Source organism: Geodermatophilus sp. SYSU D00815 (assembly GCF_054050035.1).
Window position 1 is genome coordinate 19,486 of the sequence record NZ_JBJGYO010000005.1, and the last position, 23,553, is coordinate 43,038.

A 23,553-nucleotide genomic window follows, 5' to 3' on the forward strand; every position below is an offset into this window, starting at 1 on the left:
CGGGCCCCGGGACTGTAGCCGTGGCCGGGACGTGGCCGTGCCGCGGCGGCGGTCGCCGGCGCGGCTCGCCGGCCGAGGCTGGCGCGAATCGGACGGACGTTGTCGTGCCGGCCGCTCGTCGCGGGGCCGCCGGACAGCGCAGGGTGGACCGATGACCTCCTCGTTCCTGCTCCTCCACGGCTGGGAGAACCGGCGTCCGGCCGGGCACTGGCAGCACTGGCTCGCCGACCGGCTGGCCCAGGACGGCGCCCAGGTGCTGTACCCGCAGCTGCCCGAGCCCGACGCCCCGGTGCTCGCCGACTGGCTCGTCGACCTGCGCCGCAACCTCCGGGCGCAGCGCGGGGACGAGCGGGTGCTGGTGTGCCACAGCCTGGCGGTGCTGCTGTGGTGGCACGCCGCGCCGTCGCTCGGGGACCTGGCGCCGGACCGGGTGCTGCTCGTCGCCCCGCCGGCGCCGGGGCTGATCCGCACGCTGCCCGCGGTGGCGGCGTTCGTGCCGGGGGCGATGGGGACGACCCCGCTGCCCGAGGACGTGGTCCGGCGGGTCCGGCTGGTCGCCTCCGACGACGACCCGTACTGCCCCGGTGGGGCCGAGGCGGTGTACGCGCGCCCGTTCGGCCTCGACGTCGACCTGGTCCCCGGCGCCGGGCACCTGGAGCCGGCGTCGGGGTACGGGCCCTGGCCGTCGGTGCTCGAGTGGTGCCGCGACCCCGCCACCCGGATCACCGCGGCCGCGGCGGTGCCCGCGTGAGCGGCGCCCGCGGGGTCTGCGTGGTCACCGGCGGCGGGCGCGGCATCGGCGCGGCGACCGGCCTGCGGCTGGCCCGCGAGGGCTGGGACCTCTGCCTGTCGTGGGCCGCGCGGCGGGACGCGGCGGAGGAGGTGGCCGCCGCCTGCCGGGACGCCGGCGTGCGGGCGGTCGCCGTGCGTGCCGACGTCGCGCACGAGGACGACGTCCTGGCCCTGTTCGCCGCCGCCGCGCGGCTGGGGCCGGTGCGCGGGCTGGTCAACAACGCCGGGTCGCTGGGCCTGCAGGCGCGGGTCGAGGACCTCGACGCCGCGCGGGTGGCGCGGACGTTCGCGGTCAACGCCGTCGGCGCCCTGCTGTGCGCGCGGGAGGCCGTGCGCGCCATGTCCACCCGGTACGGCGGGGACGGCGGGGCGATCGTGAACGTCTCCTCGCGGGCGGCGGTGCTCGGCGGCGCGGACGAGTACGTCGACTACGCCGCGGCGAAGGCCGCCGTCGACGCGCTGACCGTCGGGCTGGCGAAGGAGGTGGCGGCCGACGGCGTCCGGGTCAACGGGGTGCGGCCGGCGTTGATCCGAACCGGCATCCACGCCTCGGGGGGCGAGCCCGGGCGGGTGGACCGGCTGGCGCCGTCGGTGCCGATGCGCCGGGGCGGCGAGCCCGAGGAGGTGGCGGCGGTGATCGCCTGGCTGCTCTCCTCCGACCCCTCCTACGTCACCGGCGCCCTCGTGGACGTCGCCGGCGGCCGGTGACGCGCCGCGTAGGCGGCCGCCTCGGCGCGGTTGCGCACGCCGAGCTTGGTGAGGATGCGGCTGACGTGGTGCCCCGCGGTCCTCTCGCTGATGAGCAGGGCGCGGGCGATCCCGGCGTTGGACATCCCGCGCGCGACCAGGCCGAGCACCTCCTGCTCCCGCGCGGTCAGGTCGCCGACGGCCCGCGGTCGCCCGCCCTGACCGGAACCGAGCTCGCGGAGCAGCCCGGCGGCGGCGTCCGCGGCACGCGACGCACCCAGGGCGCGGAAGGCGCCCAGCGCGGTCCGGGCCTCCTCGCGCGCGGTCTCGGGGTCGTCGGTGGCGAGCGCCCGCGCCATCGCCAGCCGGGCCAGGCCGGAGTCGAGCGGCATGAGCAGGGCGCCGAAGGCGGCGAGCGCGCGCTGCGCCGACCCGAGGGCCTCCTCCTGCTCGTCGGCCGCCAGGGCCACCTGGGCCGCGGCCAGCCCGGCCCGGGCGGCGAGCAGCCGGATGCCCGACGACGCGGCGAGCCCGGAGAGGTCGTCGGCCGCGGCGCGGGCGCCGGCGACGTCGCCCAGCGCGAGCCGCGCCTCCACCAGCGGGACCAGGAGGGCCGCGGTCGCGACGGCGTCGTCGCCGGCCGCGCGCAGCCCCCGCTCCAGCAGGGTCACGGCCTGGCGGGGGCGGCCGTCGGCGATGCGCAGCAGCGCGAGCGCGCGCAGCGCGGCCGGGTGCTCCTCGCGGCCGGCGAGCAGCTCCTCCGCCTCCGGCAGGCGGCCCTGCTGCACGCGCAGCTCGGCGAGCGAGGCGACGGCCGGCGCGCTCATCTCCGGGATGTGGCGGGCGTGCGTGGCGAGCGCGTCGGCCAGGGCGGTCTCGGCCTCGGCCCAGTGCCCGCCGGCCAGCAGCACCTCGGCGTGCACGGTGCGGCAGGCCCCGAACAGCGGCGCGGCGGCGTGCGTGCGGGCGAAGTCCTCCACCAGCTCGCACCACTCGGTGGCGAGCTCCCACTCCCCCGCGCTGGTGCAGGCCAGCACGAGGTTGCAGTACGCCGAGGCGAGGGTGTGCACGTCGCGGACCCGCCCGGCCGTGGCCGACGCCATGGCCTCCTCGAGCAGGCGCAGACCTTCCTCCCGCCGTCCGGCGCTGACCTGCGCGCGCCCGAGCAGGCTGACGGCGAAGACCTCGAGGTCGGTCGCGCCGTGCGCGCGGGCCAGTTCGACGGCCCGGGCCGACTGGGCCACCTGCTCGGCGACGGCGGGCGCCTGGCGGGCCCGCTCGAAGGCCAGCCAGCCGAGCCCGGCGCAGGGCGGCGCCCCGTCGAGGGCGCGCTCGCAGCGGGCCAGCCAACCGCGGGCGGCCGACGCGCGCCCGGCGAGGGCGTGCTGGTTGGCGACCCACACCGCGACCCGGGCCGCGTCGTCGCACCGGCCGAGCCGCACGTAGTCGTCGAAGGTGCCCTCGCGCAGGGCGATGCCCTCGGCGACGTCGCCGAGGAACCACAGCGCCTGGGCGAGCCCGTCGCGCGCCTCGACCTCGTCGCCCGTGGCGAGGACCGCGGTGAACGCCGAGCGGGCGGACTCCCAGTCCGCCCGCTCGAGCGCACGCCACGCATCGTGGAGCTGCCCGGCCGCCGGCCCCTCCATGGCGGAGAAGCCTCCCACGGGCGGACCGGGCCCGGGAGACCTCAGGCGCGGGTGCCCACGGCGAGCAGGTACTCGTGCTCGAAGCGCGCCTGCTCCTGCGTGCCGCGGTTCCACTCGTCGCAGAAGTCGCGGAGCACCTGGTCGAACTCCGCCTCCCGGCCGTCCTTGGCGGCGTTGGCGCGGGCCGCGATGGTGGGCCCGTAGTAGTCGGTGAAGTGGCGGCCGTAGTCGTGCGGGTGGGCGAAGGCGGTGATCTCCAGGACGTCGCGGGTGAGCGTCGAGAACTCGACCCGGCCGCCGAAGAGCGCCTGCAGGTGCTCCTCGCTGCCCCACAGCGGCGGCGGCTGGGCACCCGGCGGGGGCGGCGGCGCGAAGGGCTTCATCGCCCGGAACAGGGCACCGATCTGCCCCTCCGGGGTCCAGCAGAGCAGCCCGATCCGGCCGCCGGGGCGGCACACGCGCACCAGCTCGTCGGCGGCGGCCTGGTGGTGCGGCGCGAACATGACACCGATCGAGGACATGACGACGTCGAAGGAGGCGTCCTCGAACGGCAGGTGCTCCGCGTCGGCCGGGCGCCACTCCAGCTCCAGGCCGGCCGCCTCGGCCCGGTGCCGGCCGGCCTCGAGCAGCTCGGGGGTCAGGTCGCTGGCGGTGACGCGGGCGCCGCGCTCGGCGGCGGGGAGGGACGCGTTGCCGGTGCCGGCGGCGACGTCGAGCACCGTCGTCCCCTCGGTGATGCCGCAGGCCTCCACCAGGCGCGGCCCGAGCGGCAGCAGGAAGGTCTCCACCATCCGGGGGTAGTCGCCGGAGGCCCACATCTTCCGGTGGCGGGCCTTGAGCTCGGTGTCGTCGATCGTGACGCTCATCGGGGATCTCCTCGCGGTCGGGGCTGATGACGGACGAGGATCGGCCCCCGGGCGGTGCGGCACATCGGGCGGAATGCCTACGGACTGCCCACGGGGCGGTCGCCCAGCCACCGGTCGAGCCAGCGGGTGGTCCGCGCGATCACCTGCTCCAGCGCCCCGGGCTCGGGGAACAGGTGCGTCGCACCGGGGACGACGACGAGCTCGTGCTCGCCGCCCAGCCGGGTCGCGGCCGCGCGGTTGAGGTCGAGCACCTGCTCGTCGGCGCCGCCGACGACGAGCAGCGTCGGCGCGCGGACGCGGGCCAGCGCGTCGCCGGCGAGGTCGGGGCGGCCGCCCCGCGACACGACGGCGCGCACGGCGTCGGGCCGGTCGGCGGCGGTGATCAGCGCGGCCGCGGCGCCGGTGCTCGCCCCGAAGGTGGCCAGCGGCAGGCCGGAGGTCCCCCGGAGCCGGTCGGCCGTGGCGGTGAGCCGCTGCGCGAGCAGCCCGATGTCGAAGCGCAGCTGCCGGGTGCGGGCGTCGACCCGCTCCTCCGCCTCGGTCAGGAGGTCGAGCAGCAGCGTCCCGTAGCCGGCCCGCTGCAGGGCGGCGGCCACGTGCCGGTTGCGGGGGCTGTGCCGGCCGCTGCCGCTGCCGTGCGCGAACAGGACGACGCCCCGGGCGCCGGCCGGGACGACGAGGTCGCCCTCGAGCTCGGCGCCGGGGACCGGCACCCGCACGGGGCCGGAAGGCTGCATCGGACGCCTCCTGGTGCTGGTCGGTCCGCTTCCGGTGAGGTGGACCCGCTCGGGGACCCCGGACCGTCGTACCCGCTCCGCGGGTCCGGGTGCGACGACCGGCGACCGGCGGAGCCCGACGACCCGCCACCCTTCTGACGGCCCGGGACCCGATCGGTGGGTGGCACCGACGCCCGAGGTGGGGTGCACTGGCACTGGGATCGCCCAGACCCGGCGAGCACACCGTGCGAGCGATCGTGGAGTTCCCGGTGCGGATCGACAGGGAGCACGTGCTGCAGGTCCTGCGCGTCGAGGGCACCCCCGAGCAGGTCCGTCGCGGCGAGCGGGAACTCGGGCCCGAGGTGGACACAGTCGCCGACGCCGACCTGCTCCGCGAGCTGGGCCTCGACCCGGGGAGCATGGGCCAGGGCGGCACGCTGTCGCCGGCCCCGCGGCGGGACGACGAGATCCACCACGGCTGACCCGACCGGGTTCCGGCCCGACGGCCGCGCTCTGTCGCCTCCGTGCCGGCGACGGGGGCGGCCCCGGGTGCCCGCGCCCCTCCGGGGGTAGCGCACGGGGCATGACCGTGGACGTCCCCGCCGGCACCGTCGTCGTCTGCACCGACGTCGTCTGCGCCTGGTCGACCGTCGCCCTGCACCGCTTCTACCAGGCCCGTGCCCGCCTCGGGCTCGACGAGCGGGTGCGGGTGGCGCACCGGCTGTTCCTGCTCGAGGACGTGAACCGGTTCGCCATCCCGCAGCGCATGCTCGACGCCGAGATCCCCGTCGTCGGCCAGCTGGAGCCGGGCCTGGGCATGAAGCCGTGGCAGGCGGAGCCCTCGACCTGGCCGGTGACCGTGCTGACGGCGAACGAGGCGGTGCACGCGGCGGCCGCGCAGTCGCCCGAGGCAGCCGAGCAGCTGGACATGGCCCTGCGGCTGGCGTTCTTCCGCGACAGCCGGTGCATCAGCATGCTGCACGAGGTCGTCGACGTGGCCCGGGGCTGCGACGCCGTGGACGCCGACGCCGTCGCCGCCGCGCTCGACGACGGCCGTGCCCGCGGGCCGATGATGGCCGACTACCGGGCGCACCGCGACGACGTGCAGGGCAGCCCGCACTTCTTCCTGGCCGACGGCAGCGACGTGCACAACCCGGGCATCGCGATGCACCCGGACGAGGAGGGCGGCTACCCCGTCGTCGACTCCGACGACCCGTCGGCCTACGAGGACCTCGTCCGCCGCGCCGCGTCGGCCGCCGACCAGGGGTAGACCAGCGCTGCGGCGAGCAGGACCGAGGCCGCCGACACGGCCGCGCTCGCTGCCGCCAGCCGTCGGTGCGCCGGCCACCGCACGGCGACGGGCACCATGCTCAGGGCGTGCAGCCCGTCGACGACGGCCCACCCGAGCACCGCCGGGCGGGTCGGGAGCACGGCCACGACGACGTGCTGCGCCAGCATCCGGCCGCCGAGCAGCCGCACGACGCCGAGCGGCGGCTCGGGCTCGTCCGGGGCGGCGAGGCCGACCGCCTCCCGCGGCCGGGCGAGCAGGCCCACCCCCGCCGCGGCCAGGGTCGCGGACGTCCCGCGGACGACCGCCCGCCGGCGCGCGTTCACCCCACCGCCGTCGTGGACTGCGGCGCGGAGCTCTCCGGGGCGCCCGTCCCGGTCGCGCTCGGCTCCGGGGCACCGGTCTCGGTGGCGCCCGGCTCCGTCGCGCTGGGTGCGGCCGTCTCGCCGGGGGGTGCGGTCCCGCCGGGCTCGGCGCCGGTCGGGTCGCTGCCGCCGGACGGCGGCGGGGTCGCACCGGTGGGACCGGGGGCCTCCGGCGCCGTGCTGCCGGGGTCGGCGGTCGTCGGCGGGGCGGTCTCGGGCGTCACCTCCGCGGTCGGGGGCGCCTCCGACGTGGCGAGCGGCTCGTCGCTCGGGGTCTGGTCGGCCGGCGCGGCGGGAGGAGGACCGGCCGGGCGCGCCGCCTCGCCGCCGTCCGCCGGCCCGGCGGAGCCGGGGTCGTCCTCCGCCGGCGCCGGGGTGGACGGCGGCGCGACGGCGACGGTGAGCCGCACCTCGTCACCCGCGATCAGCCGCGTGCCGGCCGGCCGCAGGTCGGTGACCGTCCCCGCCGGGGCGGCGTCGGTGACCTCCTCCTGCCGCGTGACGGTGAGCCCGACGGCGGTCAGCTCGGCGGTGACCTCCTCGGCGGGGCGGCCGACGTAGTCGGCGGCGGCGAGCAGGATGCCCCCGGTCGACGGGGCGTCGGCCGCGGGCGCCGCGACGGGCGCCGGTTCGCCGCCGGAGCGGGCCAGCACCGCACAGGTCACGACGACGCCGAGGAGCAGGAGCAGCAGCGGGACGGCGAGCAGCCACCCCCGGCGGCGGTCCTCCCGGGGCGCCGACAGCGCCCGGGGCGCCGGCAGCGCCCGGGGCGCCGGCACGGGCGGGCGAGCGGCGGCGGCCAGGTCGATCACCCGGGTGGAGCGCTCGTGCAGGGCGTCGTCGATCGCGTCCAGGAACGCGTCGCCGTCGGGGATCCGGGTGTCCGGGTCCTTGGCGAGCGCCGCGCCGATGAGGTGCCGGACCCCGGGCGGCAGGTCGCCGGGCAGCGGCTCCGGCTGGGCCTGCACCTGCTGGAGCGCGACGGTCACCGGGTTCTCCCCGGCGAAGGCCGGGCGGCCGGTCAGGCACTCGTAGCCCACGAGCCCGAGCGCGTACACGTCGCTGGCCGGGCGCACCGGCTCGCCCAACGCCTGCTCCGGCGCCATGTACTGCGGGGTGCCGACCACCTGGCCGGTGCGGGTCAGCGGCACGCTGCCGGCCGACCGGGCGATGCCGAAGTCGGTGAGCTTCACGGTCCCGTCGTCGCGGACCAGGATGTTGGCCGGCTTGACGTCGCGGTGCACCACGCCGTGGCGGTGCGCCTCCCCCAGGGCGGCCGCGGCCTGCCGCAGCACCCGCAACGCCGACCGGGGGCCCAGGGCGCCGTCGGCCCACAGCCGGTCGGCCAGCGGGCCCCCGTCGACGAGCTCCATGACGAGGAAGGCGGCGGGCTCGCCGGTGGCCTCGAGGGCGACCTCGCCGTAGTCGTGCACCGCCGCGATGTTGGGGTGGCGCAGCGCGGCGGCGTGCGTGGCCTCGGCGCGGAACCGCGCGGTGAAGGCGGGATCGCCGGCGTACTCACTGCGCAGCAGCTTCACGGCGACTGGCCGGTCGAACAGCACGTCCCGGCCGCGCCAGACCTCGCCCATGCCGCCGGCCGCGATGACCCGCTGCAGCTCGTAGCGGTCCCCGAGGACCTCGTGGTCGAGGTCGGCGATGGACACGCTGGCTCGTCCCCCCGTCGGCGGCTGGCGGGGGCACCTCCCCCGCACGTACCGGTGCCCAGGGGGGCCCGGCGGTACACGCCGCGCTCCGGCCGACCGGCGGCCCGGTGCGGCACCCGGTACACACGGGGCATGACGTCCGAGACGCCGGACCACCGGCGGCCGCGCCCGGCCGGCACCGCCCACCTCGAGCAGCTGCGGGCGGCCACCGACCGGGCCGCCGCCGTCGCGGAACCGCTGTCGTCGTCCTACGCCGGAGCCCCCGAGGAGCTGCTCGCGCGCGCCGAGCAGGCGGTCGAGGCGGCCCGCGCCGACCTGCTGGAGCTGAGCCACGACCTGCACGCCCACCCCGAGGAGGGCTACGCCGAGCACCGGTCGGTGCGCGCCGTCGCCGCACTCCTGGGCCGGCACGGGATCGCGGCGGAGGTCGGCGTGCACGGGCTGGAGACCGCCCTGCGCGCCGCCACGAGCGCCGGCGACGGCCCCACGGTGGCGGTGCTCGCCGAGTACGACGCCCTGCCGGGCATCGGCCACGGCTGCGGCCACAACGTCATCTGCTCCGCGGCGGTGGGCGCGTTCCTCGGGCTGCACGCCGTGCTCGCCGCCGGCGCCGTCGGCGGGACGGCGCTGCTGCTCGGCACGCCGGCCGAGGAGGGCGGCGGCGGCAAGGAGCTGATGGCCCGCGACGGCGCCTTCGACGGGGTGGACGCGGTGGTCATGCTCCACCCGTTCAGCTACGACGCGGCGGTGCAGCCGTTCCTCGGCCGCCGCCAGCTGCAGGTGACCTACACCGGCATCGCCGCGCACGCCTCCGCGCAGCCGTTCATGGGCCGCAACGCCCTGGACGCCGTGGTCGCCGGCTACCAGGGCGTGGCCATGCTGCGGCAGCACCTGCCGGACACCGACCGGGTGCACGGGGTCATCACCGACGGCGGTCAGCGGCCGAACGTCGTCCCCGAGACCGCGAGCGCCCTCTACTACGTGCGCTCGGCGACGCCGGAGACGCTCGCCGACCTGTCACAGCGGATGGAGGCGATCGCGGCGGCGGCCGCGGCGATGACCGGCTGCGGGTACGAGCTGACCTGGGACGAGCTGCCCGCCTACCTGCCGATCCGGGCCAACCTCGAGCTCGCCGCCCGCTGGACGCGCCACCAGGCCCGGCGCGGGCGCACCGCGCTGCCGCCCGGTGTCACGCCGGCGTCGCTCGCGGGCTCGACCGACCTGGGCAACGTCAGCGTGCGGGTGCCGTCGATCCACCCCATGATCGCCATCGCCGGCCCGGAGACGTCCATGCACACCAGCGAGTTCGCCGCGGCGGCCGCCTCCGCCGAGGGCGACCGGGCGGTGCTCGACGGCGCCGTCGGGCTGGCGCTCACCGCGCTGGACGTGCTCGCCGACCCCGAGCTCCTCGCCGCGGTGACCGCCGAGTTCGAGGCGGAGGGCGGTGTGCTCGACCTGGCGGAGGTCCTCGGTTGACGCCCGGCCGGGGAGACGACCCGGCTCTCGACCGGTGCGGTCCAGCCGAGCTCTTCAGCTCACCAGCGCCTGGGTCGCGGACTCCTTGAGCTTGGCGTTCGCCCAGTTCATCTGGCGGATCGTGTCGGGGTGGCACCGCTGCGCCAGGTCGAGCAGGTCTCGCTCTCGGGCCCCCTGCGCGGCCTGGGCGAGCAGCTCCCAGTCGAGGGAGACCCCGGCCGCCTCGCGGTGGACGTAGCGGAGGTCGGCGAGCAGCTGCAGCGCGGGCTCGGGACGGCGGCCGAGCAGGGCTGAGGCGGCCTGCTGGACCCGCTCGAGCACGCCGGGCTCGCCGCCGGGCTCGGCATCGAGGTCGACGCCGAACGTGGTGCCGATCCGCGCCAGCTCGGCCACGTGCCGCTGCGACCAGCGGGCGACGTCGCGGGCGACGTGGAACACCTCGGGGTCGGCCTGGTGCCGGTCGGAGACGGCGAGCAGCACCCGGTGCAGGTGCACCTCCGACCGGTGCAGCTCCTCGATCGCCACGTGCAGCTTCACCGGACCTCCTCCGTGGCCAGCGCCGCCTCGCCGCCGACCGTGGGCGGCACGGTGCCCCGCACGGGCCGCGACGCCGTCGTCGTGGGTGCCGCCGAGGGCTCCCCCGCCGTCCGCTCGACCAGCGCGGCCCGAGCCGCCGCCGTCTTGAAGATCGGCTGCTTCGACACCGGGTCCCAGTCGGTGATGGTGAGCTCGTTCGCCGCCCGGTCGTGGTCGCCCCCGCCGTCGTCCCAGTAGCCGTAGTGGAAGGGCAGGAAGAGGACGCCGGCGCGGATGCCGCTGATCCGCAGCCGCGCCGTCACCCGCCCGCGCGGCGTGGCCACCTCCAGCAGGTCGCCCTCGTGCAGGTCGCGGTCGGCGGCGTCGGAGGCGGCCATCTCCACCCACACCTCCGGTGCCGCGTCGCGCAGCTGCGGCGCCCGGCCGGTCTTGGTCCGGGTGTGGAAGTGGTAGAGCGTGCGCCCGGTGATCAGCTGGAACGGGAAGGCCTCGCCGGGCAGCTCGTGCGGCGGCACGTACTCGGCGGCCTTGAGCAGCGCCTTGCCTTCCGGGTTGAGCGCCCGGTACTCGGTCGGCTCCAGCGGTGCTCCGGTGACCAGGTCGCGGCCGTAGCTCTCGCAGTACGCGGGGTCGGCCCAGAACCTGCCGTCGGCGTAGAGCCGCTCGGTGCCCTCGGGCGCGTCGTCGGTGACCGGCCACTGGATGCCGTTGCGCGCGCGCAGCTTGTCGTAGGACAGGCCGGTGTAGTCGCACGGGCGGCCGCGGCTGCACTCCTTCCAGCCCTCGAACGCGCCCTCGGCGTCGGACCACTTCACCAGGGGTGCGCCCTCCTTGTCCCGCAGGCCGACGCGGTGGGCGAAGTCGATCAGGACGTCGAGGTCCGGCCGGGCCTCCCCCGGCGGGTCGACGGCCTTCTCCGACAGGTGCACGGTGCGGTCGGCGTTGGTGAAGGTGCCGGTCTTCTCCCCCCAGGTCGCGGCGGGCAGGACGACGTCGGCCAGCTCCGCGGTCTCGGTGAGGAACAGGTCGGAGACGACGAGGAACAGCTCCTCCCGGGCGAGGATCGAGCGGATCCGCGCCAGCTCGGGCAGGGAGACCGCCGGGTTGGTCGCCGTCACCCAGAGGAAGCGGATCGACCCCTCTTCGGCGTACCGGAACATCTGCATGGCGTGCGTGGGCGGCGAGTAGTGCGGGATGTGCAGCGGGTCGACGTTCCAGACCCGCGCCAGCTCGGCCACCTGCGCGTCGTCGGACCAGTTGCGGAAGCCGGCCAGGTCGCCGTCGGCGCCGGCCTCGCGGGTGTTCTCGGCGGTGGGCTGGCCGTTCATCTGCAGGATCCCGCAGCCGGGCCGGCCGAGCATGCCGCGCAGCACGTGCAGGTTGTTGACCTGGACGGCGGCGGCGGTCGCCTGGTGCGACTGGTAGAAGCCCTGGAGCACGGTCGACAGCAGCCGCTCGGCGGTGCCGATGAGGCGCGCGGCCTCGCGGATCTGCGCGACCGGGACGTCGCAGACCTGGGCCGCGACGTCGGGCGGGTAGTCGCGCACCCGCTTCTCGAGCTCGTCGAAGCCGACCGCGTGCGCGTCGACGTAGCCGCGGTCGACCCAGCCGTTGCCGACGACCTCGTGCAGCAGCGCGTTCATCAGCATCACGTTGGTGCCCGGGCGCGGCGCCAGGTGCACGGTCGCGGCCCGGGCGACCGGCGTCTCGCGCGGGTCGACGCAGACGATCGCCGGCGGGTTGGGTCCGGCCAGCCGGTCGAGCACCCGCGTCCACAGCACCGTCTGGGTCTCGGCCATGTTGTGCCCGTACAGGGCGATGACGTCGGCGGAGTCGATGTCGCCGTACGAGCCGGGCTGGCCGTCGCAGGCGAAGGTCTCCTTGAGCGCCGCGGCCGCGGTGGCCGTGCACAGCCTCGTGTTGCCGTCGACGTGGTTGGTGCCGATGCCGCCGTGCGCGATCAGCCCGAGCGTGTAGTACTCCTCGAGGAACAGCTGGCCGCTGGTGTAGAACGCGATCGCGCTGGGGCCCTGCTCGTCGAGCAGCTCCCGGCACCGGCCGGCGACGGCGTCCATCGCCGTGCCCCAGTCGCACTCGACGAGTTCTCCGCCGCGCCGGATCAACGGTTTCTCGAGCCGGTCGGGCGCGTTGTTGGCCTGCCAGCCGAACAGGTCCTTGGGTCCGAGCCGGCCGTGGTTGACCCGGTCGTCGGCCCGGCCGCGGACGCCGACGATCCGCCCGTCCGCGACCGCGATGTCGATGCCGTCGCCGTTGGAGTGCAGGATCGACGCCGACGGCACCCACCGGTCGACGTCGGCCTCGTCGACGGTGAGGTGGGTGTCGACCCGCACCGGCCAGGGCTGCCCCGGCCCGTACGGCGTGCGGCTCCCCCACGGCTCGGCGACCCGGTCGATCCTCGACATGGGCCGCTCCCTACCCGGCGAGCCGGCCGTCCACGTGACGATCGCGTGACGGACGCACACCCGGGCCCGCCCCGGGTAGAGCGGCAGGCATGACCGTGACCGCGCAGATGCTGGACTCCTACCCCGGCGACCTCGGCGGGATCGACCGCGAGCGGCTGCGGGCGTGCATCGACGCCTGCGTGGAGTGCGCGCAGGCCTGCACCGCCTGCGCCGACGCCTGCCTGGGCGAGGAGATGGTCGCCGAGCTCAGGACGTGCATCCGCACGAACCTCGACTGCGCCGACGTCTGCGAGACCACCGGCCGCGTGCTCTCGCGGCACACCGGCTACGACGCCGACCTGACCCGCGCGGTGCTCGAGGCCTGCGCCGCCGCGTGCCGTGCCTGCGGCGACGAGTGCGCGTCGCACGCCGGGATGCACGAGCACTGCCGCGTCTGCGCCGAGTCCTGCCGGCGCTGCGAGCAGGCCTGCCGGGACCTCGTCGCCGCGCTCGGCTGAAGAACTCCCCGGCACCGGCGCCGGGACGTGCGAGCATGCCGTCTCGTGCGGGTGCCGGGCCGGGGAGAGCTGCCCCGCGAGGTCTGGGTCCTCGCCGTCGTCGCGTTCGTCGTGGCGCTGGGCTTCGGCGTCGTGGCGCCCGCCATCCCCGTGTTCGCCAGCTCGTTCGGCGTCGGCACGACCGCCGTCGGGCTCGCCGTCAGCGCCTTCGCCTTCTTCCGCTTCGTCTCCGCGTTCGGCGGCGGGACGCTGGTGGAGCGCTTCGGCGAGCGGCTCGTGCTCACCGCGGGGCTGGTGGTCGTCGCCGTCACCACGGGCCTGGCCGGACTGGCGACGAGCTTCCCCGTCTTCCTCGCGCTGCGCGCGGCGGGCGGCACCGGCAGCGCGATGTTCACCGTCGCCGCGCTGTCCCTGCTGCTGCGGGTCGCGCCGGCCACGCACCGCGGGCGGGCGGCCGCCACCTGGCAGGGCGGCTTCATGCTCGGCGGCATCGCCGGGCCGGCAGCGGGCGGACTTCTCGCCGAGCTCTCCCCGCGCCTGCCGTTCCTCCTCTACGCCGGCACGCTGCTGGTCGCCGGCGCCGTCTCGCTGGTCCTCCTCCGCACGCCCACCGTGGCGCGCGCCGAGGACGCCCCCGCGTCGTCCGAGGAGCTACCGGAGCCGCTCGGGCTGCGGTCGGCCCTGCGCACCCGGGCCTACGTCGCCGCGCTGGTGGCCAACCTCGGGCTGGGCTGGGTGGTCTTCGGGGTCCGCAACTCCCTCGTCCCGCTGTACGTCACCGAGGAGCTCGGGCGGACGGTCGCCTGGGCCGGCGCCGGCCTGCTCGCCGGCACGGCGGCCCAGGCGCTGGGCCTGCTGCGGTCGGGCCGGCTGGTCGACACCTGGGGACGCCGTCCGTCGCTCGTGCTCGGGACGGCGACGGCCACCGTCGCGATGGCGGTCCTGGTGCTGCCGCCCTCCCTGGCCGCGTTCCTGCTCTCGATGGCCGTGTTCGGGCTGGCCGCCGCGCTCCTGGGCAGCGCACCGGCCGCCCTCGTCGGCGACGTCACCCCGGCGCGGGGCGGGCGGGTGGTCGCGGTCTTCCAGATGGCGGCCGACCTCGGCGCGATCGCCGGGCCGCTGGTCGCCGGCTGGCTGGCCGACGTCGCGTCCTACCAGGCGGCCTTTGCGGTCACCACCGGTGTGCTGGCCCTGGGTCTGGGCACCGCCCTCGCGCTGCCCCGCGCGCGCACCGGCACCGCCGCCCCGACGGCCTGAGGGTCAGGGACGCCACTCCGGCCGGTAGTCGTGGTGGTCGGCGTAGGGCAGCGCGAGCAGCGCCAGGGTCAGCGCGGCCAGCTGGTGCTGGTCCGCCGGCGGCAGCGGGAAGTCGGCCATCCCCTCGGGCCGCGCGCCGAGGAAGGCGAGGTCGGGCCGCGCGTCGCGGCAGGCCATCACCAGCCGCCGCTTGGCGGCGCACTCGGCGAGGGTGCGCGCGGGGTCGTGGTGCAGGAGGTGCTCGGTCGCGCCGCGGGCGAGGCCCCCGGCGTCCGCGGCGGTCCACTGCGCCCGGCCGGCGGCCGCGGCCGCGTCCACCGCCACCCGCTTGTCCTCCGCGATGCGGGCCAGCAGGAACTCGTCGAGGTTCGGTTCGCGTGCGGGTTCCAGCCCGGACACGGCGGCCATGCCCGTCATCCTGCTGCCCGGGCGCCCTCCTCCGCAGCCTCCGCCGGAGCCCGGCGCGGGTCCAGGTGGGCCAGCGCCTCGCGCAGCTGCACGCGGCCGCGGTGGATCCGGCTGCGCACCGTCCCCAGCTTGATGCCGAGCGTCGCCGCGATCTCCTCGTAGGTCAGCCCCTCGATGTCGCAGAGCACCACCGCCACCCGGAACTCCGGCGACAGCGCGTCCAGCGCCGCCTGGACCTGCGGGTCGAGGTGGGTGTCGGCGTAGACCTGCTCGGGGCTGGGCGCCGAGCCGGGCAGCCGCTCGGTGTCCTCCGGCAGCGCGTCGAACCGGATCCGCTGCCGGCGGCGCACCATGTCGAGGAACAGGTTCGTGGTGATCCGGTGCAGCCAGCCCTCGAAGGTGCCGGGCTCGAAGGTGGCCAGGGAGCGGAACACCCGGATGAAGGTCTCCTGGGTGAGGTCCTCGGCGTCGTGCGGGTTGCCGGTCAGGCGGTAGGCGAGGCGGTAGACGCGCGCCGAGTGCTCGCGCACGACCTCGTCCCAGGTGGGGGTGGTCCAGCCCTCGGCGGCGAGGGGGGCATCAGCACGGGTGGCAGCAGCGGACATGGCGGAGACCTCCAACACGTGGTCGGCAGGTCTCCCCCACCCGGCACGGTGCCGGGCCGGAGCGCCGAGCCTGGTGCCAGGCCGTAGTGACGACGTTCCGCGGAAGGGGTACTCCCCTGTACGTGATCAATTCTGCCGGGGTCCGCGGCGGTTTGTCCACTCCGCCGCGGACCTCACAGCGGATTCAGAGGTTGATCATGTGCCCGGCGAGGCCGTGGATGGCCTCCTGGAGGCCCTCCGACAGCGTCGGGTGGGCGTGCACGTTGCGGGCCAGCTCCAGCGCCGTCAGGTCCCACTTCTGCGCCAGCGTGAGCTCGGGCAGCAGCTCGGTGACCTCGGCGCCGATGAGGTGGCCGCCGAGCAGCTCGCCGTAGGTCTCGTCGGAGATGAGCTTGACGAAGCCGCCCGGCTCGGCGAGGCCCTGCGCCTTGCCGTTGGCGGTGAACGGGAACTGGGCGACCTTGACCTTCCAGCCCTTCTGGTCGGCCAGCTCGCGGGCCTGCTTCTCCGTGTAGCCGAAGCTGGCCACCTGCGGGGCGCAGAACGTGGCCCGCGGCATCATCACGTAGTCCAGCTCCATGGTCTCGGCGCCGGCGATCGTCTCGGCGGCCACCACGCCCTGCGCCTCGGCGACGTGCGCGAGCATGAGCTTCGCCGTCACGTCACCGATCGCGTACACGTGCGGCACGTTGGTGCGCATGAAGTCGTCGATCGCGATGGCGCCGCGCTCGGTCAGCTGCACCCCGAGGTTCTCCAGGCCGTAGCCCTCGACCCGCGGGGTGAAGCCGATCGCCTGCAGCACCTTGTCGGCCGTCAGCTCGCGGGTGCCCTTGGCGTCGGACACGGTGACGGTCACCTGGTCGCCGGAGTCGTCGATCTTCTCGACGCGGGTGGAGGTCAGCACGTCGATGCCGAGCTTGCGGTAGGCCTTGGCCAGCTCCTTGGAGACCGCCTCGTCCTCCAGCGGCAGCATGCGGTCGAGGAACTCGACGATGGTGACCTGCACGCCGTAGTTGCGCAGGACGAAGGCGAACTCCACGCCGATGGCGCCGGCGCCGGCGACGATGACGCTGCCCGGCAGCTCGCGGGTGAGGATCTGCTCCTCGTAGGTCACCACCCGCTCCGACAGCGAGGTGCCCGGCAGCAGCCGCGTGGTGGCGCCGGTCGCGATGATCACGTTGTCGAAGGTGACGGTCTCCTCGCCGCCGCCGTTGAGCGCCACCCGCAGGGTGTGCGGGTCGGTGAAGGCGCCCCAGCCGTCGAACTCGGTGATCTTGTTCTTCTTCATCAGGAAGTGGACGCCCTTGACGCGGCCGTCGGCGACCGTGCGGCTGCGGTCGAACGCGGCGCCGAAGTCGAAGGACACCTCACCGGAGATCCCGAACGTCTTCGCCTCGTCGCGGACGAGGTGGGCGAGCTCGGCGTTGCGCAGCAGCGCCTTCGACGGGATGCACCCGACGTTCAGGCACACCCCGCCCCAGTACTTGGACTCGACCACGGCCACGCTCTTGCCGAGCTGGGCGGCGCGGATGGCGGCCACGTACCCGCCGGGACCGGCACCGAGGACGACGACGTCGAAATGCGGCATGACCGAAGCCTAGGACCGCCGCCGGGTACCCCGCCGTCCGCACCGTGCGGCGTCCGTCACCGCGGGTGTGGACAGCGGGGCCCCGGCTGGCCAGGCTCTGCGGCGTGACCGCGGTCGAGGAGCTGCGCCCGCTGGGGCTGTTCGCCGGGACCGACGACGAGCACCTGCGGGAGCTGGCCGCGCTCGGCGAGGAGGTCCGCTTCGCCGCCGGTGACGAGCCGTTCCGGGAGGGCCGGCCGGCCGAGTTCTGGTGGGTGCTGCTCGAGGGCAGCCTGGACCTCGTCCGGCACGTGGGCCGCGAGGAGACGCTGCTGGGCAGCATGGACGTGCCCGGTCGCTGGGCCGGTGGCTTCCGCGCCTGGGACGAGCACGGCGCGTACCTGGCCACGGCGCGCGCGCGGACGGCCGGCCGGTTCTTCCGGGTGCCGGCCCCGGTGCTGAGGGAGTGGGCGGCGGCGAGCTTCCCGCTCGGCGTCCACCTGATCGAGGGCGTCGTCCGGACCGCGCGCGGCTTCGAGGCCGTCGCCCGGCAGCGGGAGTCGCTGGTCGCGCTCGGCACGCTGGCCGCCGGGCTGGCGCACGAGATCAACAACCCGGCGGCCGCCGCGACGCGGGCGGTCGACGTGCTGGCCGGCGCGCACGGCGGGATGCTCGACGCCCTCCGGCGGCTCGCCGCGGCCGGGGCCGCCCCCGAGCAGTTCAGCGCGCTCGACGCGCTGCGCCGGGCCGTGGTGCCCGCGGCGACCCCGGAGAGCGCCCTCGCGGTCGCCGACCGCGAGGAGGCGCTGACCGACTGGCTGTCCGACCGGGGCGTCGAGCGCGGCTGGGTGATCGCCACGCCGCTGGCCGCGGCCGGCGTCGACGTCGCCTGGTGCGAGCGGGCCGCCGGGGTGCTCGGCGAGCGGGCGCTGGCCCCGGGCCTGGAGTGGGTGGCGTGCACGCTGACCGCCGCCGCCGTGCTCGACGAGGTGAAGGAGTCCACGCACCGCATCTCCGGTCTGGTGGCGGCGGTGAAGTCCTACTCGCAGATGGACCGGGCGTCGCTGCAGTGGACCGACCTCGCCGAGGGCCTGGACAGCACGCTGGCGGTGCTGGCGCACCGCGTGCCGGCCGGGGTGACGGTTGTCCGCGACTACGGCGCGGACGTGCCGCGCATCGAGGCCGCGCCCGCCGAGCTCAACCAGGTGTGGACCCACCTGGTCGACAACGCCCTCGACGCGATGGACGGGCACGGGACGCTGCGCATCTCCACCCGCCTCGACGCGCGCGGCGACGTGCGGGTGGAGATCGGCGACACCGGCCCCGGCATGTCGGAGGAGGTCCGCCGGCACGCCTTCGACCCGTTCTTCACGACCAAGCCGGTGGGCCGGGGCGTGGGGCTCGGGTTGGACGTCGCCCGCCGCGTCGTAGAGCGCCACCACGGCGAGATCGCCGTCGACGGGCGCCCGGGCGAGACGGTGCTGGTGGTGCGGCTGCCCGGGAGGTCGGGCCCCCGGGGCTGACCGGGCGTCAGGCGGCGTCGACGTCGGGGGCGAACTGGGCGCGCGCCATGCCGGCGAGCGCCGCGACCTCGTCGGCCGACGCGGTGCCCGACGACGTCACCACCTCGACCCAGGCGTCGATGGCGGCGGCGGCCGAGCGCTGCACCTCCGGGGTGCTCTCCCAGGCCGACGGATCGTCGACGACGTCGCCGGCGAGGAACCGGCCGAGCGCCAGGAAGCCGATCTCCCAGCCCGGCGCGACGAACAGCGCGCCCGCGCCGCTCTGCGCGATCGCCAGCGGCGCGGTGTGCTCGAGCTCCAGCGTCGTCCGGTCGCCGTCGGCGCGCAGCCGGACGTCGACGACGCTGGTCGGGCCGCCCCAGGTGACGGTGAGCTGCCGCGGCGGCTCGCACCGGCGCACCTCGCCGCCGGCGTTGCCCTCCACCTGGAACTCGCCGCCGGGGCGCAGGTCGCCGCTCACCGGGGCGAACCAGCGCCGCAGCCGCTCGGGATCGGTGAGCGCGTCCCAGACGTCCTCCGCCTCGGCGTCGTAGGTGCGGCTCAGGTGGACGGCGACCTCCTCGTCGTCGCCGCTCCCCCGGCGGGCCACCGCCCGGTGGGCCGCCGCGATCTCGTCCAGCAGTTCCCTCACGTCTCCTCCTCGGGGGTGCGGTCGCGCCTGCGGCGTCTGCCGCGGGCGAGCTCGGTGGCCAGGGCGTCGAGCCGCTGGTCCCAGAAGCGGCGGAAGCGGTCGAGCCAGGCGTCCACCTCGCGCAGCGGTGCGGTGTCCACCGCGTACAGCCGACGGGCGCCGTCGGCCCGCACGCGCGCGAAGCCGTTCTCGCGGAGCACGCGCAGGTGCTGCGACACCCCGGGCTGGGAGATGCCGAACTCCGCCCGCACGACGGCGGTGATCTCCCCCGAGGACAGCTCGCCGTCGGCGAGGAGCTCGAGGATGCGCCGCCGGACCGGGTCGCCGAGGACGTCGAACGCGTGCACGAGGCGAAAGCTACAGCTAGCGCTTATATCAGCGCAAGCTTATGCCGCGGGTCGTGCGCGATGATCGCCGCATGCCCGACCCCTCGGCGCCGCTGCAGAAGCTCGGCTTCCTGACCATCGGCCTGTTCGACCGCGCCGACCCGCGGCCGGGGCACGAGGGCACCCTCGCCCTGATCGAGCTCGGCGAGCGGCTCGGCTTCGACAGCGCCTGGGTCCGCCACCGGCACCTGCAGTACGGCATCTCCTCGCCGGTCGCCGTCCTGGCCGCCGCGACGCAGCGCACGACCCGGATCGAGCTGGGCACCGCGGTCACCCCGCTGGCGTGGGAGAACCCGCTGCGGCTGGCCGAGGACCTCGCCACCGTCGACGTCCTCTCCGGCGGGCGGCTCAACCCCGGGGTCAGCGTCGGGCCGCCGATGCGCTGGGACGACGTCCGCGGGTCCCTCTACCCCGACACCGCCGACGCGGAGGACTTCGGCTACGAGCGCGTGGCCCGGCTGCTGCGGTTCGTGGCCGGCGAGCCGGCGAGCGCGTTCAGCGGCCGCGAGGGGGTCGTCGAGGAGTGGTCGGACCGGGTGCAGCCGCACTCCCCCGGGCTGCGCGCCCGCATGTGGTACGGCGGCGGCAGCCTGGCGTCGGCGCGCTGGGCCGGTGAGCACCGCATGAACTTCATGACCAGCAGCGTGGTCAAGGCCGAGGAGTCGGAGGACTTCGCCGAGGTGCAGCGGTCGCACGTGCGCGCCTTCCGCGCCGCGCACCCCGACGGCGACGCCGCCCGCGTCTCGCAGGGGCTGGTGGTCGTCCCCACCGACAGCGCCACCGCCGTGCAGCGCGCGCGGTACGCCGCCTACGTCGAGGCGCGCACCCCGCGGACCACCGCGCCGCAGGGCCCGGCGCGGATGCTCTTCGCCCGCGACCTGCTCGGGACGTCGGAGCAGATCGCCGAGGCGTTGCACGCCCACGCGGCGTTCCGGGAGGTCAGCGAGGTGGCGTTCGCGCTGCCGTTCAGCTTCGAGCACGAGGACTACGTGCAGATCCTCACCGACATCGCCGGGCGGCTGGGCCCGGCCCTGGGCTGGCGGCCGGGCACCCCGGGCGCCTAGGGCGCCGGGCCCCGGACCGCCGGCCGCGGGGTCACCGAGTGGACCAGGCCGCGCAGGTGCGGCCAGGCCTGCGGGTCCTGGAACCAGTCGCTGTGCAGGTGCGCCGGCGGCGGTGAGGGGTTGTCGTCGGTCCACAGCACCGGCGGGTCGACCACCGGGGCGTCGACGCCGGGACCGCCGCCGTCCGGGCCGTACGGGTCCCGCCGCGCCCAGCCGCCGATGTAGTCGCTGAGCCGGACGAGGTTGCGCCACCGGACGACGCCGTCGTCGGTCAGCGACCGCTCCAGCAGCTCGAGCTGGTCGGGGCCGAAGTACGCGGGGAAGGCGCGGCCGTAGAGCCGCCGGACCGGCGCCGCCAGCGTGAGCAGGGCGACGTGCCGGCGCACCTCCCGGGGCAGCTGCGCCACGACGGCGGCCGCGATGACCGTGCCCTGGCTGTACCCGACGACGACGACGGGCGAGTGCGGTTCCCGGGGCGCCCCGCCGAAGGACTCCGCCACCTGCTGCGCCACCGCCGGGTCGGTGGGGCCGTGCGCCTCGCCGCCGACGACCCGTCGGACGCGGGTGACGACCTCGGGCACCGAGCGCTCGGCGTAGCTCGGCGGGCCGAACGGGTGGCAGGCCCGCGGCCAGAAGGTGACGACGTCCCAGAAGAACCCGACGCGCTTGCGGGAGCCGCTGCTGGTCAGCGCCGAGCGGAGGAAGAGCAGGAAGAGGCCGGTGACGAAGACCGCCGCGCCGGTGCCGAGCGAGGCGAGCCCGGCCAGCAGGTTCCACGCGCTCCACGGCAGGAACTGGTAGCCGACGAGCACCAGCGCGGTCGGCACCGCGACCGCGAAGAGCACCGGCGCGGCCCGGTCGGTCAGCATGGAGGTGGCCCACACGCCGGCGACCGCCCGCCGCGCGCGCCGCGTCCCCCCGGCCGCCGCGCCGCGGTCGGCGTAGACCGACCCCACGGACGACGGCGCGGTCCCCGTCAGCAGCCGGCGGGCGGTCCGCCACCGCACCGCCGCCAGCCACGCCCCGGCCAGGACGGTCGCCAGCACCGCCGCGGCGAACGCCAGCCCGCACGCGAACACCGTCGCGGGCAGGGCCAGCCTCGCCGGCGCCCCGCCCGCCCCCGGCGCCGTCTGGGTGAACGTCGGCCGGGCCAGCAGGTTGGCCGCGGTCATGAGCAGGGCGGCGCTGAAGATGCCGGCGACCAGGGTGGCCGTCAGGGCGACGGCCACCGACGCCAGCCCCCGGCCCATCACGTCGGGGCGGGCCCACGGCCGCTGCGCGCAGACCACGAGCATGAGGACGGCGACCAAGCCGAGCCCGACGTCGAGGACGACGACCTGCAGCGTCCGGTCCCCCGGCAGCGCCGCGCCGTTGGGGTGCGGCCGCCACCACAGGCGGGCCAGCGCCGTGCCCCCGGCCAGCCCGAGCGCCGCCCAGGTCACGCCGGCGGTGACCGCGTCACCGACGTCGCGGGGGTCGCCGGCCCGGTCGATCCGGTCGGCCCACGGGGTGAGCAGGGCGACGACGGCGACCGCGGCCAGCGCGGCGCAGAGGGTGAGCAGCACCCAGCGGACGGCCGGTGCGGACGACTCCGGCAGCAGGAGGACGACCCCCACCACGGCGAACGCGACGGTCAGGTGGGCCCGGCGCTGGCGGACGAGCGGGCGCTCGCCGCACCAGAACGTCGGGCGCGACAGCTCCAGCCGCGGCAGGTCCCCCACCCCCGGTCCGGGTGCGCGGCGCTCGTACGCCCCCTGCGTGCGCGTGCTCAGCCACCACAGGACGGCGACCGCCAGCAGCACCACGGCCCCGGCCAGCGCCATGCGCACGCCCGGTCCGAGCCCGGCGAACCAGCCGAGCCACGACCACAGCGTGCCGACCTCGGCCGCCTGCCACGCCACCAGGTCGACGAGCAGGTAGGCGGTGGTGGCCACGAAGGACGCGGTCAGGGCCAGCGCCACCAGCCGCAGCACCGCGCGGGCGCCCTGGCGCAGGAGGCCCGGGCCCCGTTCGGGCAGCGCCCAGTGCGCGACGTTGACCAGGCCGAAGGGCAGCAGCAGCAGCCACAGCGCCGACCACGAGGCCTGGTAGTTCAGCCGCCCCCAGCAGTACGCCTCGACCCGCGGCCGGCCGCGGGCGGGCGCGCCGGGGAACCAGGCGCGGAAGAAGCCGGCCCGGCCGTCGCCGGCGACCTGCACGGTGGCCGGGGACTCCAGGTTCTCCGGCGCCGGCGCGCCGCCGACGCCGTGGATGCGCAGCTGCAGCACGTCGACGGGGTCGCCGTCGGCCAGGGCCGGCACCTCGCCGCGGGCCAGCGCCGCGGCCGGGCTGGTGAGGTCCTCCCCGCTGAAGGCCTGGCCGGCGCCGGGCGCGAGCACCACGCCGGCCAGCCGGCCGCCGTCGACCGGCGCCGGGACGCCGTCCGGCAGCCGGACCGGCCGGGGGTCCGCCGGCGGGGGCGGGACCACCGGCACCGCGCGCGCACCGGCCGGGGCCGGTCCGTCGAGCCGCTCCATCGCCGCCTCCTCCGGCCGTGCCGCTGGGGACTGGTGCCGCTGGGGGAATGGTGGCGGAGCCGGGGCCCCCGTAGCGCGTCGCCGGACGCGGTGGTCCCGGCCTCGGGCCGCACGCGAGGATCGCCGCATGAGCGACGGCGGACGCAGCGTGCAGGAACGGCTCTACCCGCGGCTGACCTGCTTCGGCTGCGGACCGGCCAACCCCGCCGGCCTGCGGCTACGCAGCTACCCCGAGGCCGACGGCGTGACCGCGACCTTCGAGCCGCGGGCCGAGCACGACAACGGCTTCGGGTTCCTCAACGGCGGCATCATCTGCACCGTCCTCGACTGCCACAGCGCCGCGGCGGTCTTCGTCGAGGCGGAGCGGCGCGGCTGGACCGGCGAGGACGGCGCGGTCCTGCCCTGGGTCACGGCCGGCCTCGACGTCCGCTTCCTGCGGCCTGCGCCGCGCGACCGGGCGCTGACGCTGACCGGGCGCGCCACCGAGGTGTCGGGGTCGGAGATGACCGTCGCCGTCGAGCTGGGCTGGGACGGCAAGCCGCGGGCGACCGGCGTCGCCGTGTGGAAGCGCTGGCGCGCCCGACCGCCCGGCGCGGCGCACTGAGATCCTCCCCGACTCTGTGATTCGGCTCACAGGCG

The 23,553-nt window shown here is 76.6% G+C and carries 23 protein-coding genes; 10 read left to right on the forward strand and 13 right to left on the reverse strand.

Going from position 1 to position 23,553, the window contains the following annotated elements; translation table 11 throughout:
- Positions 1-151 precede the first annotated feature (151 nt).
- Positions 152-751: an RBBP9/YdeN family alpha/beta hydrolase gene (locus ACI78S_RS07450; protein ID WP_456971738.1), complete on the forward strand. Its 600-nt coding sequence runs from the start codon at positions 152-154 to the stop codon at positions 749-751.
- Positions 748-1,500, forward strand: a complete 753-nt coding sequence (locus tag ACI78S_RS07455; protein WP_456971740.1) for an SDR family oxidoreductase — start codon at positions 748-750, stop codon at positions 1,498-1,500. Before ACI78S_RS07450 ends, ACI78S_RS07455 begins: the two co-directional genes overlap by 4 nt.
- Here the strand turns inward: ACI78S_RS07455 and ACI78S_RS07460 are convergent.
- The 3 genes from ACI78S_RS07460 to ACI78S_RS07470 form a co-directional block, all read right to left on the reverse strand.
- Positions 1,458-3,143 (reverse strand): LuxR C-terminal-related transcriptional regulator, encoded by a 1,686-nt coding sequence (locus tag ACI78S_RS07460; protein WP_456971742.1) that lies wholly within the window; start codon positions 3,141-3,143, stop codon positions 1,458-1,460. The two genes, ACI78S_RS07455 and ACI78S_RS07460, sit on opposite strands and share 43 nt — an antisense overlap.
- Before the next feature lie 23 nt (positions 3,144-3,166).
- Positions 3,167-3,991 (reverse strand): class I SAM-dependent methyltransferase, encoded by an 825-nt coding sequence (locus ACI78S_RS07465; RefSeq protein ID WP_456971744.1) that lies wholly within the window; start codon positions 3,989-3,991, stop codon positions 3,167-3,169.
- A gap of 77 nt (positions 3,992-4,068) precedes the next feature.
- On the reverse strand, positions 4,069-4,728 hold the full coding sequence (locus ACI78S_RS07470; RefSeq protein ID WP_456971746.1) for a dienelactone hydrolase family protein: 660 nt from the start codon (positions 4,726-4,728) through the stop codon (positions 4,069-4,071).
- Positions 4,729-4,952: 224 nt separating this feature from the next.
- Here ACI78S_RS07470 and ACI78S_RS07475 point away from each other — a divergent pair, with 224 nt between their 5' ends.
- The gene (locus tag ACI78S_RS07475) at positions 4,953-5,189 is read left to right on the forward strand and encodes a hypothetical protein (protein WP_456971748.1); all 237 of its coding nucleotides are present in this window, start codon (positions 4,953-4,955) and stop codon (positions 5,187-5,189) included.
- A gap of 101 nt (positions 5,190-5,290) precedes the next feature.
- Positions 5,291-5,977 carry a DsbA family protein gene (locus tag ACI78S_RS07480; RefSeq protein ID WP_456971750.1) on the forward strand — a complete coding sequence of 229 codons (687 nt, stop codon included), beginning with the start codon at positions 5,291-5,293 and terminating at the stop codon, positions 5,975-5,977.
- Here the strand turns inward: ACI78S_RS07480 and ACI78S_RS07485 are convergent.
- Positions 5,929-6,321: a hypothetical protein gene (locus tag ACI78S_RS07485; protein ID WP_456971752.1), complete on the reverse strand. Its 393-nt coding sequence runs from the start codon at positions 6,319-6,321 to the stop codon at positions 5,929-5,931. The two genes, ACI78S_RS07480 and ACI78S_RS07485, sit on opposite strands and share 49 nt — an antisense overlap.
- Positions 6,318-8,024: a protein kinase domain-containing protein gene (locus tag ACI78S_RS07490; RefSeq protein ID WP_456971754.1), complete on the reverse strand. Its 1,707-nt coding sequence runs from the start codon at positions 8,022-8,024 to the stop codon at positions 6,318-6,320. Before ACI78S_RS07490 ends, ACI78S_RS07485 begins: the two co-directional genes overlap by 4 nt.
- Positions 8,025-8,156: 132 nt before the next feature.
- Here ACI78S_RS07490 and ACI78S_RS07495 point away from each other — a divergent pair, with 132 nt between their 5' ends.
- A complete protein-coding gene (locus ACI78S_RS07495) occupies positions 8,157-9,500 on the forward strand; it encodes a M20 family metallopeptidase (protein WP_456971756.1) in 1,344 nt (447 codons plus the stop codon).
- A 54-nt stretch (positions 9,501-9,554) separates the two neighbouring features.
- Here the strand turns inward: ACI78S_RS07495 and ACI78S_RS07500 are convergent, their stop codons facing one another.
- Both ACI78S_RS07500 and ACI78S_RS07505 read right to left on the reverse strand, forming a co-directional pair.
- Positions 9,555-10,037 carry a hypothetical protein gene (locus ACI78S_RS07500; protein ID WP_456971758.1) on the reverse strand — a complete coding sequence of 161 codons (483 nt, stop codon included), beginning with the start codon at positions 10,035-10,037 and terminating at the stop codon, positions 9,555-9,557.
- Positions 10,034-12,460 (reverse strand): molybdopterin oxidoreductase family protein, encoded by a 2,427-nt coding sequence (locus tag ACI78S_RS07505; RefSeq protein ID WP_456971760.1) that lies wholly within the window; start codon positions 12,458-12,460, stop codon positions 10,034-10,036. Before ACI78S_RS07505 ends, ACI78S_RS07500 begins: the two co-directional genes overlap by 4 nt.
- Positions 12,461-12,549: 89 nt before the next feature.
- Between ACI78S_RS07505 and ACI78S_RS07510 the strand changes: the two genes are divergently transcribed.
- Both ACI78S_RS07510 and ACI78S_RS07515 read left to right on the forward strand, forming a co-directional pair.
- Complete coding sequence (locus ACI78S_RS07510) at positions 12,550-12,957, forward strand: four-helix bundle copper-binding protein (RefSeq protein ID WP_456971762.1); 408 nt, start codon at positions 12,550-12,552, stop codon at positions 12,955-12,957.
- A gap of 45 nt (positions 12,958-13,002) precedes the next feature.
- Complete coding sequence (locus tag ACI78S_RS07515; RefSeq protein ID WP_456971764.1) at positions 13,003-14,214, forward strand: MFS transporter; 1,212 nt, start codon at positions 13,003-13,005, stop codon at positions 14,212-14,214.
- 3 nt (positions 14,215-14,217) lie between these two features.
- On the opposite strand, the gene ACI78S_RS07520 is transcribed toward ACI78S_RS07515, so the two are convergent.
- The 3 genes from ACI78S_RS07520 to lpdA all read right to left on the reverse strand — a co-directional run bounded on the left by ACI78S_RS07520 (position 14,218) and on the right by lpdA (position 16,815).
- Complete coding sequence (locus ACI78S_RS07520; protein ID WP_456971766.1) at positions 14,218-14,622, reverse strand: DUF6221 family protein; 405 nt, start codon at positions 14,620-14,622, stop codon at positions 14,218-14,220.
- A gap of 5 nt (positions 14,623-14,627) precedes the next feature.
- Positions 14,628-15,227 (reverse strand): RNA polymerase sigma factor SigE, encoded by a 600-nt coding sequence (gene sigE / locus ACI78S_RS07525; RefSeq protein ID WP_456971768.1) that lies wholly within the window; start codon positions 15,225-15,227, stop codon positions 14,628-14,630.
- A gap of 184 nt (positions 15,228-15,411) precedes the next feature.
- Positions 15,412-16,815 carry a dihydrolipoyl dehydrogenase gene (gene lpdA / locus ACI78S_RS07530; RefSeq protein ID WP_456971770.1) on the reverse strand — a complete coding sequence of 468 codons (1,404 nt, stop codon included), beginning with the start codon at positions 16,813-16,815 and terminating at the stop codon, positions 15,412-15,414.
- A 104-nt stretch (positions 16,816-16,919) separates the two neighbouring features.
- Here lpdA and ACI78S_RS07535 point away from each other — a divergent pair, with 104 nt between their 5' ends.
- Entirely contained in the window at positions 16,920-18,317 is a 1,398-nt protein-coding gene (locus ACI78S_RS07535) for a sensor histidine kinase (RefSeq protein WP_456971772.1), read from the forward strand.
- A gap of 7 nt (positions 18,318-18,324) precedes the next feature.
- Here ACI78S_RS07535 and ACI78S_RS07540 read toward each other — a convergent pair whose 3' ends face one another.
- Complete coding sequence (locus ACI78S_RS07540; RefSeq protein WP_456971774.1) at positions 18,325-18,948, reverse strand: SRPBCC family protein; 624 nt, start codon at positions 18,946-18,948, stop codon at positions 18,325-18,327.
- The gene (locus ACI78S_RS07545; protein ID WP_456971776.1) at positions 18,945-19,295 is read right to left on the reverse strand and encodes an ArsR/SmtB family transcription factor; all 351 of its coding nucleotides are present in this window, start codon (positions 19,293-19,295) and stop codon (positions 18,945-18,947) included. Before ACI78S_RS07545 ends, ACI78S_RS07540 begins: the two co-directional genes overlap by 4 nt.
- Positions 19,296-19,366: 71 nt before the next feature.
- Here ACI78S_RS07545 and ACI78S_RS07550 point away from each other — a divergent pair, with 71 nt between their 5' ends.
- Positions 19,367-20,398 (forward strand): LLM class flavin-dependent oxidoreductase, encoded by a 1,032-nt coding sequence (locus ACI78S_RS07550; RefSeq protein WP_456971778.1) that lies wholly within the window; start codon positions 19,367-19,369, stop codon positions 20,396-20,398.
- Here ACI78S_RS07550 and ACI78S_RS07555 read toward each other — a convergent pair.
- The gene (locus ACI78S_RS07555) at positions 20,395-22,914 is read right to left on the reverse strand and encodes a hypothetical protein (protein ID WP_456971780.1); all 2,520 of its coding nucleotides are present in this window, start codon (positions 22,912-22,914) and stop codon (positions 20,395-20,397) included. The genes ACI78S_RS07550 and ACI78S_RS07555 overlap by 4 nt on opposite strands.
- 127 nt (positions 22,915-23,041) lie before the next feature.
- Between ACI78S_RS07555 and ACI78S_RS07560 the strand changes: the two genes are divergently transcribed.
- Positions 23,042-23,518: a PaaI family thioesterase gene (locus ACI78S_RS07560; protein WP_456971782.1), complete on the forward strand. Its 477-nt coding sequence runs from the start codon at positions 23,042-23,044 to the stop codon at positions 23,516-23,518.
- The last annotated feature ends 35 nt before the right edge of the window (positions 23,519-23,553 follow it).